Annotated in this window: 17 protein-coding genes and 1 riboswitch; of the genes, 8 read left to right on the top strand and 9 right to left on the bottom strand. The window is 72.9% G+C overall.

The features are described 5' to 3' along the window. Nucleotides 1–153 precede the first annotated feature (153 nt). The 4 genes from pknB to thiO form a co-directional block, all read right to left on the bottom strand. Nucleotides 154–2,091: a Stk1 family PASTA domain-containing Ser/Thr kinase gene (pknB, locus tag G3I78_RS21795; RefSeq protein ID WP_164427088.1), complete on the bottom strand. Its 1,938-nt coding sequence runs from the start codon at nucleotides 2,089–2,091 to the stop codon at nucleotides 154–156. Nucleotides 2,092–2,209: 118 nt separating this feature from the next. Further along, nucleotides 2,210–3,004 (bottom strand): thiazole synthase, encoded by a 795-nt coding sequence (locus G3I78_RS21790; RefSeq protein ID WP_164427086.1) that lies wholly within the window; start codon nucleotides 3,002–3,004, stop codon nucleotides 2,210–2,212. A gap of 2 nt (nucleotides 3,005–3,006) precedes the next feature. Beyond that, a complete protein-coding gene (gene thiS, locus G3I78_RS21785; RefSeq protein WP_164427084.1) occupies nucleotides 3,007–3,207 on the bottom strand; it encodes a sulfur carrier protein ThiS in 201 nt (66 codons plus the stop codon). After that, nucleotides 3,204–4,361 (bottom strand): glycine oxidase ThiO, encoded by a 1,158-nt coding sequence (gene thiO / locus G3I78_RS21780; RefSeq protein WP_164427082.1) that lies wholly within the window; start codon nucleotides 4,359–4,361, stop codon nucleotides 3,204–3,206. Before thiO ends, thiS begins: the two co-directional genes overlap by 4 nt. After that, a riboswitch (TPP riboswitch) is annotated at nucleotides 4,359–4,470 on the bottom strand. It overlaps the preceding gene by 3 nt. 52 nt (nucleotides 4,471–4,522) lie before the next feature. Here thiO and G3I78_RS21775 point away from each other — a divergent pair. From G3I78_RS21775 to G3I78_RS21750, 6 genes are all read left to right on the top strand, one after another. Further along, nucleotides 4,523–4,873: a hypothetical protein gene (locus tag G3I78_RS21775; protein ID WP_164427080.1), complete on the top strand. Its 351-nt coding sequence runs from the start codon at nucleotides 4,523–4,525 to the stop codon at nucleotides 4,871–4,873. Nucleotides 4,874–4,923: 50 nt separating this feature from the next. Next, nucleotides 4,924–6,123 carry an FAD-dependent oxidoreductase gene (locus G3I78_RS21770; RefSeq protein WP_203615334.1) on the top strand — a complete coding sequence of 400 codons (1,200 nt, stop codon included), beginning with the start codon at nucleotides 4,924–4,926 and terminating at the stop codon, nucleotides 6,121–6,123. Between the two features lie 229 nt (nucleotides 6,124–6,352). After that, nucleotides 6,353–6,724 carry an Rv2175c family DNA-binding protein gene (locus G3I78_RS21765; protein WP_164427078.1) on the top strand — a complete coding sequence of 124 codons (372 nt, stop codon included), beginning with the start codon at nucleotides 6,353–6,355 and terminating at the stop codon, nucleotides 6,722–6,724. 94 nt (nucleotides 6,725–6,818) lie between these two features. Beyond that, nucleotides 6,819–7,469 (top strand): thiamine phosphate synthase, encoded by a 651-nt coding sequence (gene thiE / locus G3I78_RS21760; RefSeq protein ID WP_164427076.1) that lies wholly within the window; start codon nucleotides 6,819–6,821, stop codon nucleotides 7,467–7,469. Between the two features lie 98 nt (nucleotides 7,470–7,567). Beyond that, nucleotides 7,568–8,491 carry a methylenetetrahydrofolate reductase [NAD(P)H] gene (gene metF, locus G3I78_RS21755; protein ID WP_164427074.1) on the top strand — a complete coding sequence of 308 codons (924 nt, stop codon included), beginning with the start codon at nucleotides 7,568–7,570 and terminating at the stop codon, nucleotides 8,489–8,491. A 56-nt stretch (nucleotides 8,492–8,547) separates the two neighbouring features. Next, nucleotides 8,548–9,537, top strand: coding sequence for a hypothetical protein (locus G3I78_RS21750; protein ID WP_164427072.1), 990 nt, complete (start codon nucleotides 8,548–8,550; stop codon nucleotides 9,535–9,537). Nucleotides 9,538–9,585: 48 nt separating this feature from the next. Here the strand turns inward: G3I78_RS21750 and G3I78_RS21745 are convergent, their stop codons facing one another. From G3I78_RS21745 to G3I78_RS21725, 5 genes are all read right to left on the bottom strand, one after another. Then, nucleotides 9,586–11,073 carry an NAD(P)/FAD-dependent oxidoreductase gene (locus tag G3I78_RS21745; protein WP_164427070.1) on the bottom strand — a complete coding sequence of 496 codons (1,488 nt, stop codon included), beginning with the start codon at nucleotides 11,071–11,073 and terminating at the stop codon, nucleotides 9,586–9,588. Nucleotides 11,074–11,213: 140 nt separating this feature from the next. After that, the gene (locus G3I78_RS21740; RefSeq protein ID WP_164427068.1) at nucleotides 11,214–11,819 is read right to left on the bottom strand and encodes a DUF4126 domain-containing protein; all 606 of its coding nucleotides are present in this window, start codon (nucleotides 11,817–11,819) and stop codon (nucleotides 11,214–11,216) included. Between the two features lie 410 nt (nucleotides 11,820–12,229). Next, nucleotides 12,230–12,862, bottom strand: coding sequence for a TetR/AcrR family transcriptional regulator (locus G3I78_RS21735; protein ID WP_164427066.1), 633 nt, complete (start codon nucleotides 12,860–12,862; stop codon nucleotides 12,230–12,232). Nucleotides 12,863–12,909: 47 nt separating this feature from the next. Continuing rightward, nucleotides 12,910–14,994 (bottom strand): YhgE/Pip domain-containing protein, encoded by a 2,085-nt coding sequence (locus G3I78_RS21730; RefSeq protein WP_164427064.1) that lies wholly within the window; start codon nucleotides 14,992–14,994, stop codon nucleotides 12,910–12,912. Then, the gene (locus G3I78_RS21725; protein WP_343243813.1) at nucleotides 14,966–15,847 is read right to left on the bottom strand and encodes an ATP-binding cassette domain-containing protein; all 882 of its coding nucleotides are present in this window, start codon (nucleotides 15,845–15,847) and stop codon (nucleotides 14,966–14,968) included. The genes G3I78_RS21730 and G3I78_RS21725 overlap by 29 nt, the downstream gene beginning before the upstream one ends. A gap of 186 nt (nucleotides 15,848–16,033) precedes the next feature. Here G3I78_RS21725 and G3I78_RS21720 point away from each other — a divergent pair, with 186 nt between their 5' ends. Both G3I78_RS21720 and G3I78_RS21715 read left to right on the top strand, forming a co-directional pair. Beyond that, the gene (locus G3I78_RS21720) at nucleotides 16,034–16,609 is read left to right on the top strand and encodes an SAV_6107 family HEPN domain-containing protein (RefSeq protein WP_164427060.1); all 576 of its coding nucleotides are present in this window, start codon (nucleotides 16,034–16,036) and stop codon (nucleotides 16,607–16,609) included. Between the two features lie 169 nt (nucleotides 16,610–16,778). Beyond that, nucleotides 16,779–17,549, top strand: a complete 771-nt coding sequence (locus tag G3I78_RS21715) for a methyltransferase (protein WP_164427058.1) — start codon at nucleotides 16,779–16,781, stop codon at nucleotides 17,547–17,549. Nucleotides 17,550–17,556: the final 7 nt, after the last annotated feature.

Below are 17,556 nucleotides of genomic sequence, written 5' to 3'. Positions count from 1 at the left end.
GCGCTGGGGCGGGGGGCCTCGGGGGGTGGGGGGAGGTGGTGGTCGGGCGGGTGCGGGTGGTGTTGTGGCTGGTCGCGCAGTTCCCCGCGCCCCTCAAAGACAGGTGGGCGCACCCCACCGACCACCGAACCCGGCGCCCCCGTGAGGCGCTTGTCAGCGGATCGTGATCGTGATCGTCGAACCCTTCGGCGCGGTGTCGCCGCCCTCCACGGACTGCTTCTTCACCGTGTCGCCGAACAGGCCCAGCAGGCCCCGGTCCTCGTCGACCTGGAAGCCCGCGCCCTCCAGCGCGGTCTTCGCGTCGTCGACGCTGTCTCCCGTGACGTCCGGGACCTCGATCATCTCGGGGCCCTTGGAGATCGTCAGCGTGACGGTGTCGCCCTCGGCGGCCTGGCTGTCGGCGGCCGGGCTCTGCTTGGCGACCTGGCCCGCGTCGTACTCCGAGTTGACCCGGACCGTGGCGATCTTCACCTTCAGGCCGGCCTCCGTGAGGTCTGCCTTCGCGTCGGACAGGTCCTCGCCCGTGACGTCCGGGACGTCGACCGGGGCGCCCTTGCTGACGGTGAGCGCGATCGCCGAGCCCGCGCGGAGCGTGGTGCCGTCCCCGGGGTCGGTGCTGATGACGAACCCCTTCGGGACGCTGTCGCTGAACTCCCGGGTGACCATGCCCGGCTCCAGCCCCTCCGTCTTGAGCCGGTCCCTCGCCCTGCCCAGCGCCCACCCGTCCACGTCGGGCACCCGCACGGTCTGCGGGCCCCTGGAGACGGTGATCGCCACGGAGTCGTTGTTCCGTATGCGGGTGCCCACCTCCGGGTCCGTGCTGATGACGGTGCCGCGCTTGACGGTGTCGCTGTAGGCGTAGCTGACCTTGCCGGTGTCCAGGCCCGCTTCGTCCAGCCGGTCGCGGGCCTGGGTCTCGCTCTTGGCCAGCAGGGCCGGGACCCGGGTGAACTGGCCGGAGTTGATGTACCAGACGCCCGCGCCCAGGCCGAGGACCAGCACGATCGCGGCGACGGCTATCGCGAGAGGGCCGCGCCGGGGACCACCGGAGCGGCGGCTGCGCGGCGGCAGCGGCGGCGGGCTCTCCAGGCGGCTGGTGCGGTGGTACGCGGGCTCGGGCTCGTCCTCGTTGACCGGAAGCGGGCGCGGCACGGTGAGCGAGCGCGGGATCACGCTCGTGCGGTTGTCGGCGCCCGCGTACTCCGCGGAGAGCGCCTGCGGCGGCACCATGTCCAGCTGGTCGGCGGTCAGCCTGCCGTGTGCCTCACGGGTCTGCGCGAGCAGCGCCACGGCGTCGTACGGGCGCAGGTCCGGGGTGCGGGCGGTGGCCGACGCGACCAGTTCGTCCAGTTCGTACGGCAGTCCCGGGACCACCGCCGAGGGCGGGGGCACGTCCTCGTGGAGGTGCTTGTAGAGGACTATCGCGGGGGACTCGCCCTCGTGCGGCTGGCTGCCGGTCAGCATCTCGTACAGGACGACACCGCACGCGTACACGTCCACGCGCGCGTCGGCGGTGCCGGGCTGGTCGATCTGTTCCGGGGAGAGGTAGGAGACGGTGCCGAGGACCGCCCCGGTGGTGCTGGTCACGGTGTTCACGGACCGCACGAGCCCGAAGTCGGCGACCTTGACCCTGCCGTCGTCCCCTATCAGGACGTTCTCCGGCTTCATGTCCCGGTGCACGAACCCGGCGCGGTGCGCGGCGCCGAGCGCGGCCAGGACCGGCTCCAGGATGTCCAGGGCGGCGCGCGGCTGCAGGGCCCCGCGCTCGCGCAGTACGTCGCGCAGGGTGCAGCCGGCGACGTACTCCATGGCGAGATAGACGTACGACCCGTCGGTGCCCTGGTCGAAGACCTGCACAACGTTGGGGTGCGCGAGCCGGGCGACGGACTTGGCCTCCCGGATGAACCGCTCGACGAAGGTCCCGTCCGCCGCGAGCGCGGGGTGCATCACCTTGAGCGCGAGCACGCGGTCCAGACGGGTGTCCAGGGCCCGGTAGACCGTGGCCATCCCGCCGACCGCGATCCGCGCGTCCACGCGATAGCGGCCGTCGAGCACCTGCCCGACCAGCGGGTCCTGAAGGGTCGTATCCACGCAGGCGAGTGTACGAGCCGACGCTGACAGTCCATCCGGTTCGGCGGACATAGGGGCGGTACTGGAGCCGACCTGTGACGGAGGTCGCACCTGCTCGTGTTCCTGATCGAACGTGCGTTCAGAACGCCGGACGCTCCGGATCCAGCACCGCCCTGCCCTCCACCGGAGACGACGCCTGGGCGAAATGCCGCCGCGGAATCCGCCCCGCCCGGTGGGCCAGCCGCCCCGCCTCCACCCCGTGCCGCATCGCGTGCGCCATCAGCTCCGGCTCCTGGGCCCGGGTCACCGCCGAGGCGAGCATCACACCCGCGCACCCCAGCTCCATCGCCAGGGCCGCGTCGGACGCCGTGCCGGCCCCCGCGTCCAGGATCACCGGCACGCGCGCGTGCTCGACGATCAGCTGGAAGTTGTGCGGGTTGCGGATGCCGAGCCCGGAGCCGATCGGGGAGCCGAGCGGCATGATCGCCGCACAGCCCGCGTCCTCCAGCTTGCGGGCCAGTACCGGGTCGTCGTTGGTGTACGGCAGCACCGTGAAGCCGTCGTCCACCAGCGTCTCCACCGCGTCCAGCAGCTCGATCGGGTCCGGCAGCAGGGTGCGCTCGTCGGCGATGACCTCCAGCTTGACCAGGTCGGTGCCGAGCGCCTCGCGCGCGAGACGGGCCGTCAGGACGGCTTCCCCGGCGGTGAAGCACCCGGCCGTGTTCGGCAGGATCCGGATGCCGAGCTTCGTGAGGACGGACAGGACCGAACCGTGCACCGAGGGGTCCACGCGCCGCATCGCGACCGTCGTCAGCTCGGTGCCGGAGGCGACCAGCGCGCGCTCCAGGACGTCCAGGCTGGGCGCCCCGCCCGTGCCCATGATCAGCCGGGACGAGAAGGCCGTACCGCCGAGGACGAAGGGATCGTCGGCCATGGTCAGCCTCCCTGGACCGCGGTGAGGACTTCCACGCGGTCTCCCTCGGAGAGGGCCGTGGCGGACCACTGCGCGCGCGGGACGACGGTTTCGTTGAGCGCGGCGGCGACGCCCGAGGGCGCCGGGGTCAGGGCTCGTACGACGAGGTCGAGGGCCGTGCCGGGGGCGAACTCCCGCGGCTCCCCGTTGACGGAGATGTTCATACCGGCTGCTCCACGCGGTTCAGGAAACGCCTCGGGGTGAACGGGCGGGCCACCTCCGGCAGTTCACCGGTCGTCAGGGCGTGCGCCAGCGCGTCCCCGGTGACCGGCGTCAGCAGCACGCCGTTGCGGTAGTGCCCGGTGGCCAGCAGGAGGCCGGGCAGGTCGGTCGGGCCGAGCAGGGGGGCGTTGTCGGGGGAGCCCGGGCGCAGTCCCGCGCGGGTCTCCGTCAGCGGCAGCTCGGTGATGCCGGGGACCAGTTCGTGCGCGTCCCGCAGCAGCTCGTAGACCCCGCCCGCGGTGACCGTCGTGTCCCAGCCCAGTTCCTCGCTGGTCGCGCCGATCACCAGCTCGCCGTTCTCGCGCGGCACCAGGTAGACGTGGCTGCCGCGCACCACGGCCCGCACGGTACGGCTCAGGAAGGGCGCGTACCGCGGCGGCACGGTCAGCCGCAGCACCTGGCCCTTCACCGGCCGCACAGGAGGCAGTACGTCCTCCGGGACCCCCTTCAGGCGGCCGCTGAGGCTTCCGCCGGCGAGCACGACCTGGTCGGCGCCCAGGTCGTCGCCGTCCGCGGTGGTGACCCCGGCGGCACGGTCCCGTACGACCCGCAGACCCTCGGCCCACGTGTGGTGGAAGACCACGCCCGCCCGCTCGCACGCGGCCAGCAACGCGCGCGTGAGGCGGCGCGGATCGACCTGGTGGTCGCCGTCCACCCGCAGCCCGCCCCGCACCCCGGGCGCGAGCATCGGCTCCAGACGCCGGCACTCCCGCCCGGACAGCCACTCCGAGTCCAGGCCCGACTGCCGCTGGAGGGCGTGCAGTTCGCGCAGGTGGGCGCGGTCGTCGGCGTCCAGGGCGACGGCGAGCGTGCCGCAGCGGCGGTAGCCGAGGTCGAGGCCGGTCAGGTCGGTGAGCTCGGCCGCGAAGCCGGGATAACGGCCGGCCGAGGCCAGGTTCAGGCCGAGCAGGGTCTGCTCGCCGTAGTGCAGTTCCGTGACGGCGGCCAGCATCCCGGCGGCCACCTGGGCGGCCCCGCCGCCCGGTTCGGGGTCCACGACGGCCGTGGCCAGACCGCGCTGCGCGGCCCGCCAGGCCGTGACCAGGCCGATGATGCCGCCCCCGACCACGAGGACGTCTGACGTACGTGAGGACATGGGCGTCCAGCCCCTCCCTTCGCCGGCATGACCCGGATCAGGTTCGTACGGTCGGAGGCCGCCAGCCTCCCTCTCAGCCCGGTGCGTCCGGGCTCCCGCGAGTGCTCTACGTTGGCCACCCTAGCCCGACGCCGGATGTCTCAGTAAGGGAGCCTCTCTCCGTGGCACGCTCGCTCGACGGTCTCGTCCTCGCCCCTGTCGCCGATCAGGCCCCAGGTCAGGTCGGTACGCGGACCCGGTTCACGTACCACGAGAATGACGGGGAGATCTGGGCCGAGTACGAGGGCGGCGACGTCGTACGCGGGCATCTCGTGGGTACCCGTGCGGGGGACCGGCTCGACTTCCGGTACGTGCAGCTCAAGCACGACGGGACCACCTCCTCGGGGCACTGCGTCTCGACGGTCGTGGAGCTGCCCGACGGCCGGGTGCGGCTGGACGAGAGCTGGGAGTGGGAGTCGCAGCAGGGCAGCGGGACGAGCGTTGTGGAGCAGGTCACGGAGCACGAGTCCTGACTGACTGATTGTCAGTTGACTATGGTGATCAGGTGAGCGAGCAGACGACGATGTCGCAGCGACGGGTGGTCGTGGTCGGCGCGGGCATGGCCGGCGTACAGACCGCGGTCGCCCTGCGGGAACAGGGCTTCCGGGGCACCGTGACGGTGATCGGCGCGGAGCCCCATCAGCCCTACGACCGCCCACCGCTGTCCAAGGCGGTCCTGCTCGGCACCGCCGAGGGCTCGGCCTTCGACGTGGACTTCGAAGCCCTCGGCCTCGAACTGCTGCTCGGCCGCGAGGCGCTGGGCGTGCGCCCCGACGCACACGAACTGGACACCGAGGCCGGGCCCGTCCCGTACGACGTCCTCGTCCTCGCCACCGGAGCCGAACCGGTCCGGCTGCCCGGGACCGAGGGCGTGCCCGGCGTGCATCTGCTGCGCACCCTGGACGACGCCGAGCGGCTGCGCCCCGTGCTCGCCCGGCAGCACGACATCGTGGTCGTCGGAGCGGGCTGGATCGGCGCCGAGTTCGCCACCGCCGCGCGCGAGGCGGGCTGCGCGGTGACGGTCGTGGAAGCCGCCGAACGGCCGCTCGCGGGCGCGCTGCCCGCCGAGGTGGCCGCGCCGATGACGTCCTGGTACGCCGACGCGGGGGCGTCTCTGCGCACGCACACGCGTGTGGCGCGCGTCGAACCCGGCGCGGTCGTCCTGGACGACGGCTCCCGGGTGGCCGCGGGCGCGGTCGTCGTCGGCATCGGCGCCCGGCCCGCCACCGCCTGGCTCGCCGGTTCGGGCATCGAACTCGGCGCGCACGGCGAGGTCGTCGCCGACGAGCGGCTGCGCACCTCCGTGCCGGACGTCTACGCGGTCGGCGACTGCGCGTCCTTCCCCTCGACGCGCTACGGCGAGCGCCTGCTGGTCCACCACTGGGACAACGCCCTCCAGGGGCCGCGCACGGTCGCCGCGAACATCCTGGGCGAGGCCCCCTCGGTCTACGACCCAGTCCCGTACTTCTGGTCCGAGCAGTTCGGCCGCTTCGTGCAGTACGTCGGCCACCACGCGTCCGCCGACACGACCCTGTGGCGCGGCGAGCCGTCCGGCCCCGCCTGGACGGTCTGCTGGCTCCGCGAGGACCGCCTGATCGCCCTCCTCGCGGTGGGCCGTCCCCGCGACCTGGCCCAGGGGCGCAGGCTCATCGAGGCGGGCGCCGTGATGGACCGGGAGCTGCTGGCGGACCCGGCGAGGCCGCTGAAGGCGGCGGTCGTGTAGGGAGCGGCACTGTTGCGGCCGGGTTCGGTTGTGTCCGGGTTTCGCTGTGTCCGGGTTCGCCGTCTCCGGGCTTCGCTGTATCCGGGTTCGGCCGAGTCCCGGGTGGCTGGTTTTTCCTTGCGGCGCCTGGGCGGTCGGCCCAGGCGACGGCACCCGGCACCCCATCTCTGTCGCCCGCCGGAGGCGTCCCGGCTTCCGACTGTCAGTGCGGGATGGCACGCTTAATCCCGTGACCGAGATTGACGCAAAGACCGATGCTCTCGTGCCTGCCTGGCTCACCCTCCCCGACATCGCGGAGCTGCTCGACGTCGAGGTGACGCGGGTGCGGCAGCTGGTCAAGGAGGGCCAGCTGATCGCCGTACGCCGTGGTGAGAACCGCGCGCTGCACGTCCCCGCCGCCTTCATCGACGAGGCCGAGCAGAAGGTCGTCAAGGGCCTGACCGGCACCTTGACGCTCCTCAGGGACGACGGCTTCTCCGACGAAGAGATGCTGGAGTGGCTCTTCACCCCCGACGAGAGCCTGCCCGGCACCCCCGCGCAGGCCCTGAGCGAGAATCGCGGCACGGAGGTGAAGCGCCGGGCCCAGGCGCTCGCCGTCTGATCCGAACAGCACCGGCGTACGGGCCGTGACCGCAGGGGCCACGACCCCGGCCCCGCACGGCCCGTACGCCACCGAACCCGGGGGAGACACACGCATGCCCGACACCGCCCGCACCCAGCTCGCCGACGCCCGCGTCTACCTCTGCACCGACGCACGGCGGCGCCAGGGCGACCTCGCCGAGTTCCTGGACGCGGTCCTGGCCGGTGGCGTCGACATCGTGCAGCTGCGGGACAAGGGCATGGAGGCGGCCGAGGAGCTGGAGCACCTGAAGGTCCTCGCCGACGCCTGCGCCCGGCACGGCAAGCTGCTCGCGGTCAACGACCGGGCCGACGTCGCCCACGCGGCCGGTGCCGACGTGCTCCACCTCGGCCAGGGCGACCTGCCCGTCCCCGCCGCCCGCGCGATCCTCGGCGACGGCGTCCTCATGGGCCGCTCCACCCACGCCGAGTCGGAGGCCGACGCGGCCGCCGTCCAGGACGGCGTGGACTACTTCTGCACCGGCCCCTGCTGGCCGACCCCCACCAAGCCCGGCCGCCACGCCCCCGGTCTCGACCTGGTCCGGTACACCGCCGCGCTCGGCACCGACCGGCCCTGGTTCGCCATCGGCGGCATCGACCTCGGCAACCTCGACGAGGTCCTGGAGGCCGGCGCCCGCCGGGTCGTGGTCGTGCGGGCGATCACCGAGGCGGACGACCCCGGCGCCGCGGCGGCGGAGTTCGCGAAGCGGCTCCGGCACACCGCGTAACCGGTTCAGGTGTCCGAGGGGTGGACAACAAGTCGACAATCCGGGCAAATTTCCCCGATCCGGTTGGGTGGCCGCCGCCCCCTGACTAACCTGCGGGTATGGCCCTCGGAACCGCATCCACCAGGACTGACCGCGCACGCACGGTGCGTGACATGCTCGCCTCGGGCAAGACGACGTACTCCTTCGAGTTCTCGGCGCCCAAGACTCCCAAGGGCGAGCGGAACCTGTGGAGCGCGTTGAGGAGGGTCGAGGCGGTCGCCCCGGACTTCGTCTCCGTGACATACGGCGCGGGCGGCTCCACCCGCGCGGGCACCGTCAAGGAGACCGAGCAGATCGTCGCGGACACCACTCTGACCCCGGTCGCCCACCTCACCGCGGTCAACCACTCCATCGCCGAACTGCGCAACATCATCGGCCAGTACGCCGACGCCGGTATCCGCAACATGCTGGCCGTGCGCGGCGACCCGCCCGGCGACCCCATGGGCGACTGGCTGGCCCACCCGCAGGGCCTGACCTACGCCGCCGAACTGGTCCGTCTCATCAAGGAGTCGGGCGACTTCTGCGTCGGCGTCGCGGCCTTCCCGGAGATGCACCCGCGCTCCGCCGACTGGGACGCGGACGTCACGCACTTCGTCGACAAGTGCCGCGCGGGCGCCGACTACGCCATCACGCAGATGTTCTTCCAGCCGGAGTCCTATCTGCGCCTGCGTGACCGAGTCGACGCCGCGGGCTGCGCGACCCCCGTCATCCCTGAGATCATGCCCGTGACCAGCGTGCGGATGCTGGAGCGCCTGCCGCAGCTCAGCAACGCGGTCATCCCCTCCGCCCTGAAAGAGCGGATCCTCACAGCCAAGGACGATCCGGCCGCTGTACGCTCGATCGGAATCGAGTTCGCCACGGAGTTCTGCGCGCGGCTGCTGGCCGAGGGAGTGCCAGGACTGCACTTCATCACGCTCAACAACTCCACGGCGACCCTGGAAATCTACGAAAACCTGGGTCTGCACCACCCACCGCAGGCCTAGACCGGCCGCACGGACATACGACACACTGCGTAGCGGTCACTGGGAGAGGGGCGTACATGGGCTGGACGGTCCTCTACATCGCGTTCGGAATCGTCGCGCTGTGGCTGCTGGGCGAAGTGCTGTTGCAGTACAAGGCGCGACTGCGCTGGCGCGTGCTCGCCTTCGCCGGCTTCCTCGGCGTGGTCGGCGGTGTGCTGATCTCGCAGGTGGTCGTCATCGGTCTGGGCGCCATCGCCTTCGCGGTCGGCCAGACCTACGTCACCCTGTCGTTCCGCCGCGGCTTCGAGCAGGGCTGGGCGGTCAACCCGCCCGCCGCCCTCGAAGGCCTGACCGGCGGCAAGAAGAGCCGCCGGGAGCGCGGCCGCGAGGAGCCCTCCCTGGAGGTCTCCGACCTGGAGCAGCCCGAGGCGGCCTACGCCGACGACGGCATGTACGACCAGGGCCGCCAGGACACCTCGGGCTACGGCCACGACGACTTCGACCGCGACGACGTCTTCACCCCGGCCCGCTCCGCCGCCCCCACGGCGGCCGAGAGCACCGCGGTCTACGAACCCCAGCCCCTGCCCGACGACACCGGCTCCTACGGCATATACAACGACGCCGCCTACGCCGGCGACCAGTCCTACCCGGGCCAGGGCCAGACCCAGGACCAGTACGCGACGGCCTCCGCCGACCAGACGTACGGCTACGACGGCTACACCGGCTACGACCAGCAGCAGTACGGCTACGACCCGGCCGGACAGCAGCAGTACGCCGCCTACTCCGACCCGTACATCGGCACCCAGACCTATGGCGCCGGGTCGTACGACACGTCCTACGGCGGTCAGCAGCAGTTCGTCCAGCAGGGCTACGACCAGTACGGCGGGACGTACGGCGGCGAGACCCCGGCCGGCGGGGTGTGGGTGCCGCAGCAGCGCACCGACGAGTACGGCGCCGAACTCCCGCCCGAGCAGCAGGGCTACTACCAGGACAACGGCCAGGGCGGCCAGGGGAACGGCCAGGGCCAGCAGGGGCACGGCTTCGACGAGCAGCAGTACCGCTTCTGATCCCGCGCGGGCGGAGCCGGGCGACCGGTCCGGGGACCGCTGGTCACGTCACTGCGAACCGCGGAACTCCGGCCCCTCCACGATCAGTCCGGCCACCAGCGCGCCCGACATCCCGGCGTGCGGAAGCCCGCCACCGGGGTGCGACCAGCCCCCGACCGTGAACAGGCCCGGTACGGCGGTGTCGTTGGCCGGGTGCAGCAGAGCGCCGTCACCGGCGGCGAGAGCCGGGGCGGGTACCGCGCCGCCTTCCGCGCCGGTCGCCTCGGTGATGTCGGCGGGAGTGCGGACCTCGCGCCACAGGATCCGGTCACGCAGGCCCGGCAGCGCGCGCTCGGCCACGGTGATCATGTCCTCGGCGCGGTCCTGCGCGGAGTGCGCCGGTACCGCCGCGGTGAGGGTGATCGCCTCATGCCCGGCGTCCGGAACCAGCGCCGGGTCGTCGGGCCGCAGCACGGTGACCGTCAGGCCCGTGGCCGCACCCGGGTCCGCCCCGAACAGACGCTCCAGCTCGGTCGCGCGGTCCCGCGCGTGCACCACCGTCCGGTGTGCCGCCCCCTCCGGGCGGGCCCCGCGCAGCGCCAGCAGGACCGTCAGCCGGCTCGCCGCCGTCCGCCCGGCCGGTACGGCGCCCTCGGCACGGACCGTCGGACGCTGAACGGCTCGGTCCAGCACCGCGGGTGCGACACCGGCGACCACGAAGTCGGCCTCCGCCACCGCCCCGTCGGACAGCTCCACCCCGGCCGCCCGGCCGTCCTTCTCCAGCACCCCGGTGACCTCGGCGCCGAAGTGGAACTCGACCCTGCGAGCCACGCACCGGTCGTACACCGCGCGCGCCAACTCCCGGATGCCGCCGCGCACATACCAGGTGCCGAAGGCGTGCTCCATGTACGGCAGGACGGACGCGCTCGCCGGGGTGACACGGGGGTCGAGGCCGTACGCGAGGGCGTGGCTCTCCAGCAGTGCCGTGAGCCGGTCGTCGCGCAGCTCCCAGGCGCCGACCTCGGCCAGGGTGCCGGCCCGGCGGGTGCGCAGGAGCTTCTTGTGGGGGACCGACGGGTAGGGCTCGCGCTCGGCCAGCACCGACCAGTCGGGCCACAGCGGCTCCTCCAGGAGCGGTCTGCGGGTACGGTCCCAGGCCTCGCGGGCCCGGACCAGGAAGTCGCCCCAGCGGGCGCCCGCGCCCTGTCCGAGGGCTTCGTCGAGCGCGGTGACCACTCCCGCGCGCGAGGCGTTCGGCAGGGACACCTCGCTGTCGTCCGCGAAGACGTGTCGCGACGACGGGTCGACCTGGACCAGCTCGACGACCGACTCCAGCGGCTCCTTGCCGGTCTTCAGGAACAGATCGCGGTAGACCGCGGGGAGCGTGAGCAGTCCCGGCCCGGTGTCGAACCCGAACCCGTCCCGCTCGAACCGGCGCACCGCACCGCCGTACGTCTCCGTACGCTCGTACACCGCCACCCGGTGCCCCGCGACGGCGAGCCGAGCGGCGGCCGCCATGGCCCCCATGCCGGCGCCGATCACCACGACTTGTCCCATGTCGGCGACTTTATCGGGCGGCACTGACAACGCGGGTAGGGGTGTGTGACCGGGCGCGGGTCCGTCGGGGCTGGTCGCGCGCACGCGGCGGAACCGCCTGTCGATACGGCCCCGCGCCTCTCAGCACGGCCCCGCGCCTCTCAGCCGGGTGGGCGGGCCGCCAGTCTTCTCTCCTCCCGGCGCTGCGCCCTTCGGCGCCGGAACCTCCTGATCCGGGAGATCAGGAAGTACAGCACCACCAGGCCCGCCACCAGCAGGACGCCCGCGACGACCGCCGCCGCCGTGGGGTGGAACATCGCGAACGTGACGATGCCGCCGACGCCGAGATCCTCGGCCAGGCTCAGGACGATGTTGCTGAAGGGCTCGGGGGAGGCGTTGACCGCCATGCGGGTGCCGGCCTTGACCGTGTGGCTGGCCAGGGCCGTCGAACCGCCCACCAGGCCCGCGACCACGTCGTTGAGCGAGCCGCTCTGGCCGGCCAGCAGGGCGCCGACCCAGGCGCCGGCCACCGGACGGACCACCGTGTGGACCGAGTCCCACGCCGAGTCGACGTACGGGATCTTGTCCGCCACCGCCTCGCACAGGAACAGCAGGCCCGCCACGACGAGGACCTCGGGGCGCTGGAGGGTCTCGGGGACGTCGTCGCTCAGCCCCGTCGCGCCGAACACGCCGAGCAGCAGCACCACCGCGTACGCGTTGACGCCGCTGGCCCAGCCGCTGGTGAACACCAAGGGGAGTACGGACACGGACGCGATCGTAACCAGTCGGCGACAGGGCGTCCTGGGGGTGAGTGCGTACGACTGAGTATCCGTACCTAGAGCGTGAGATGAGTACGCGCGCGGATGGGTTCCGACCTGCGTGAACGAGAGAGTGGAGCCACGGCGAAGGGGAAAGGCTCCGGAACCGGCGACACGGGGCGCCGGAACGGAGCATCCCCGGACCCGCTCCTTCCGTCGGCCGAGGCCGGCGGGAGCGAGGCACGGGGGAACCCGGAAAGCGGGGGAACGACCGAACGGGGGCCCAACGGGGGGCACGGGGGAAACGGGGGAAATCGGGGGAGCAAGGAAGGCGCCGGTTCGAGGTGGCCCGCGGGGGACGCGGCCACAGCGGACCGGCGCTTTCGCGTGCCGGCGTGATCGAACCGGCTTCCCGGCGATCAGCCCCGGTGGCCGCTGACCCGCCCCTGCAACAGCCGCGAGAGCGCCGCGTGTACGTCGTCCAGGGAGCGCTCGGGCTGGAAGGACTGCCAGTCCAGGGCGGCCACCAGGACCATGCCGACCAGGGCGGAGGCGGTCAGCGGGACGTCGATCTCGTCGCTGAACTCGCCGTTCTCCACGCCCTCGCGCAGCACCCCCTCCACGACCGCCACGGCCTCCTGACGGACCACCATGAGCGTGGACTGCCAGGCCCGGTTGGTGCGCCACAGCTCGGCCACGTACAGCTGGGTGAAGGCCGGGTAGCGGTCGATGAAGACCAGGCCCGCGCGGATCATCGCGTCCAGGGCGTCCACCTTGCCGCCACCCGCGCGTGCCGTCGCCTCGGACGCCTCGCGGAGAGAGGCGGTGAGCAGGCCCACGCCGTGCCGCAGCAGCTCCTCGAAGAGGACGGACTTGCTCGCGAAGTTGTAGTAGACCGTGCCCTTCGCGACCCCGGCCCGCTCGGCGATCTCGTCGACCGTGGTGGCGGAGAAGCCCTGCTCGGCGATGAGCGTGACGGCCGCCTCGTAGAGCTTCTGCCGGGTGGCCTCACGGCGTGTGCTGACGCCCGCCGCGGCGCTGCTGCTTTCCATGGCCCTGATTGTCACAGGAACCGGCGCCTCGGCGGTCCCGTTGCCGATCACAGGGTCAGCTCCGGGTGCAGCCGGTCCAGCGTCCACACCTGCCTGCGGCGCGCGGACAGGGCGGTCAGCGCGAGGGCGCCCGCGGTGAAGGCGACGAGCACCACGCACGCGTGCCACACCGGAGTGAGTCCGCCGCCCGTGATGAGCCTCCTGAGGGCCTCGACGACGTAGCTCATCGGCAGGAAGGGGTGGAGCGCGTTGAAGAAGCCCGGACTGGTCTGGACGGGGTACGTGCCGCCCGCGGACGTCAGCTGGAGCATCAGCAGGGCGAGGACGAGGATCCGGCCCGCCGCTCCGAAGCGAGCGTTCAGCCACTGGACGATCGCCGCGAAGCACGCCGTCACCAGGAACAGGAAGCCCACCGTCCCGGCCGCGTGGGCCATCCGCAGGCCGACGGCCCAGTGCAGCACCGACATCAGGGCCACCGTCTGGAGCACCCCGATCGCCACCACCGGCAGCCAGCCCGCGAGCGCGATCCGCCAGGCCGGGGCCCCTGCGGCGAGCGCGCGCCGGTTCATCGGGGTGATCAGCATGTACGCCACCATCGCGCCCACCCACAGGGACAGCGGGATGAAGTACGGGGCGAACCCGGTGCCGTAGTTCGGCGCCTTGTGCAGGTCCTTGGAGACCAGCTGGACCGGGTCGGCCATCACGTCGGTGCGCTGATCGCGGTCCTTCTTGTCGTAGTCGGGGATCTGCGAGGCGCCGTCGTGCAGCCCGTCGGAGAGCTTGCCTGAGCCGTCGGCAAGCTTGTACATGCCGCCGCTCAGATCGTCGGCCCCGCTCTTGAGCCTGCCGACGCCCTGGTCGAGCTCCTGCGCGCCGGTGCGTGCCGTGCCGAGGCCCGAGTGGAGCGTTCTGGCGCCGGCGGCGACCTTGCCCGCGCCGTCGTTCAGCCGGTTGATCTTCGCCACGGCGTCGTCGAGGTCCTCGGAGAGCCGGGGTGCCCGGTCGGCGAGTGCCTCGGCCTGCCGCTGGAGGGTGGCGAGTTGGCCGTCGAGCTTCTTCAGGTCGCCGTTCTGGTCGGCGACGAGCGCGTCGACGTCGTCGGCGACCTTCGCCACGTCGTCGGCCGCCTGCCGGGCCTTCTTCAGGTCGGCGCAGGCGGCGTCGGGCAGGACCGGGTCCGTGCAGCGCGCCTTGTGGACGGCGTCCAGGGCGTCGGCCGCGGTGTGCGCGCCCCGGGCGGCCGCCGGCGCGGTCCTCACCAGGGTGCCGAGGTTGTGCCGGACGGCCCCGGCCGAGTCGGCGACCAGCCGGGCCGTGTCGCCGATGGTCCGTTCGTTGTCCTTCAGGAAGGGGCCCACCTTGTCCGCGACCCCGTTCACCTCGGCGGCGAGGGCTCGGGTGCCGGCGGCGACCTGTCCCGCGCCGTCCGCCAGATCGCCCGAACCCGAGTCGAGCCTCGCCAGCCCGTCGCTGAGCGACCCGCTGCCCGCCTGGGCGTCCTTCAGGCCCGCGGCGAGATCCTGGGACCCCTTCTCCGCCTTGCCTATGCCGCCTTCGAGATCGTCGGCCCCGTCGGCGGCCTTCACCGTGGCGCCGTGGATGTCGGAGAAGGAGATGAAGATCCGGTCCAGGAAGGACCGCGAGGCCTTGGTGGACGCGGCCTGGCGGACCTCGGCGAAGACGGTCCGGGAGATCTGCCCGACGATGTAGTTGTTGGCGTCGTTCGTACGGACCTGGAGGGCGCCGGTCTCGGGGGAGTCGCCCGCGCTGGAGGCGATCCGGCTGCTGAAGTCGGCCGGCATGGTCAACGACAGGTAGTACGTGCCGTCCTCCACGCCCGCGCGTGCCTGCGCCCCGCTCACCTGGTGCCAGTCGAAGACCCGGCTGTCCCGCAGCCCCTCGGTGATCTCGGCGCCCGCGGTGAGCTTCCTGCCGTCGGCGGTGGCGCCCTTGTCGTCGTTCACGAGGGCGACCGGGATGCGGTCCAGGCGGCCGTACGGGTCCCAGAAGGACCACAGGTACAGGGCGCCGTAGAGCAACGGCAGCACCAGCAGCGCCACCAGGGCGGCACGCGGCAGCTTCCCCCTGCCGAAGCGACGCAGCTCAAGCGCGGCGAGTCTCGGCGAGCGCATCGGGGGTCTCCTTCCGGGGTTCGGGGCGTTCGGGGCGTTCGGGGGCGGGCTGGGTGGACACGGTCCGCTCGGAGGGCGCGGTCTGCTCGGCAGCGGGTCGCGCGGGCACTGTCTGCTCGGCGTCCGGTCGCGCGGCATCCGGCCGCGTGGACGCGGTCTGCTCGGCACCCGACCGCGTAGCCACCCGCACCACGCCCTCCGGAGCCTCGCTGCACACCGCCACCACCGTCGTGCCGGCCTCGGCGAGAGACCTGAGCAGTGCCCAGGCCTCGGCCCGCTCGGCGTCGGACAGCTTCAGGTCCAGGTCGTCCACGCCGAGCAGCCGCGGGCGGCCGATCAGCGCCAGGGCGATCGACAGCCGCAGGGCCTCCGGCCGTTCCAGATCCCGTACGGCGGTCCTGGCGCCCTTGGGCAGCGCCTCAAGGTCGAGACCGGCGGCGGTCAGGGCGGTGTCGACCCGGAGCCGCTCCTCGGCCGTACGCTCCGCGCGCGGCCGCAGCAGTGCGCGCACCGAGTCGCCGAACCGGCGCTGGAGGAGCGCCCGTTCGCGCAGGTGTTCCGCCACCGTGAGTGCCGGGTCGAGGTCGGTGACCCCGGCGACGTTCGCGGGCGCGCTGAACCGGCGTACCGCCGCGAGTTGCTTCGGCAGCAGGGCTCCGCCCAGGGTCGCCGTCCCCTCGGTGGCCTTCATCCGTCCGGTGAGCGCGAGCAGCAGGCTCGTGCGGCCGGACCCCGAAGGCCCCTCCACGGCGATCAACGCACCGGGCTCCGCGGCGAGGTCGATCCCGCGGAAAGCCCAGCCGCGGGGTCCCTTCAGCCCGAACCCCTCGGCCGTGACAGCGACTCCGTCCACGGCCACCCCCTGATCCTCTTGAAGCGGAAACTTTTTGAACTGACTGGTCAGTGCAAAAAGTAACCCGAACCTGCGATCGAAGCAAAAGCGCAGGTCAGAACGGATTGTCAGTGGCATACCTCACGATGGGCACATACGGCACTCCGTAGCGGGATGTGCCGTCAACCAGACGACAGGAGGTTCGTCATGGCCAGCTACCACGCAGCCGCCGCCCGTCGGCGCCGCGCCACCGGCCCTGCCCCCTCACTGACCGGCCCGGCGAGCGACGTGCACCCCGTGCTGCGCCGGACGACCGCCCCACCCGCCGCCCTCGACCTGCTCGCCCAGGCCCGCGCGGGCCTCGACGAGGCATCGGCGCTCGAGACACCGAACGAGCGCTATGCGACGGCCCACCTGGCCGCCCTGCGCACCGCGGCCGCCGTGCTCGCCGCGCGGGGACGCCCGGAGCCGACGTCCCGACGCCGCGCCAAGATACGGAGCGCCTGGGAAGTGCTCCCCGAGATCGCGCCCGAGCTCGCCGAGTGGAGCGCGCTGTTCGCCTCCGGGGCCCGGCGCCGGGCCCGGGCCGAGGCCGGCATCCAGGGCGCGGCCGGCCGCCGGGACGCCGACGACCTCATACGCGACGTGGCGATGTTCCTGCGCCTCGTCGAGCGGATGCTGGTCCTCCAGCCGGTCCTGCCGCAGCCGCGCCAGGACGCGGACGAGCCCGAGGCAAGCGGCCACGGCACGGACCGCGAGCGCGACTTCCCGGACGCCGGGTGACAGGGGGACGGCATGACGGGGTGAGCGGTGCGCTGCACGACGGGGGTCACCGGGTCCGCCGTACGAGATGTGCGGCGGGCGTGCCACCGGAGTGACCAGGCCGGGTACCGGAGGCAATAGGGTGGAAGGCGCCTGAAGCCTTCCTACCCGCGCCGAGGAGCCAACTGCCGTGTCGGACCCGCTGCGACCCCGCGCCTCCCTCCGTACCGCCGTGGTCTGGGACGTTCTCCAGGACGCCCTCGACCGCCGGGTCAAGGCCACGGGACGCCAGGCGCTGGACGTCCTCGACACCGGGGGCGGCAGCGGCAACTTCGCGGTGCCCGTCGCCCGCCTCGGCCACCAGGTCACCGTCGTCGACCCCAGCCCCAACGCGCTGTTCGCGCTGGAGCGCCGGGCCGCCGAGGCCGGGGTCGCCGACCGGGTCAGGGGGGTCCAGGGCGACGCCCACGGCCTCTTCGACGTGGCCGAGCGCGGTGCCTACGACGTCGTGCTGTGCCACGGCGTCCTGGAGTACGTGGACGACCCGGCCGAGGGCGTGCGCAACGTGGTGGCCGCCCTGCGCCCCGAGGGCGTCCTCAGCCTGCTCGCCGCGGGACTGGGCGGCGCCGTGCTCGCGCGGGCCCTGGCCGGCCACTTCAAGGAGGCCCGGCAGGCCCTCGACGACCCGAACGGCCGCTGGGGCGACGGTGACCCCGTCCCGCGCCGCTTCACCGCCGAACAGCTCACCGCGCTCGTCGAGGGCGCGGGCCTCACCGTCGGCGCCGTGCACGGCGTCCGCGTCTTCGCCGACCTCGTCCCCGGAGTGCTCGTGGACACCGAGCCCGGTGCCGTGGACGCCCTGCTGAAGCTGGAGGAGGCGGCGGCCGAGCTCCCCGCCTTCCACTCCGTGGCCACGCAGCTCCATGTGCTCGGTGAGACCCGAGAGGCCGCCGGGGCCTGAGCGGGCT

Source organism: Streptomyces sp. SID13726 (assembly GCF_010548375.1).
Classification (GTDB): domain Bacteria; phylum Actinomycetota; class Actinomycetes; order Streptomycetales; family Streptomycetaceae; genus Streptomyces.
This window is presented reverse-complemented; position numbering and strand designations above follow the sequence as displayed.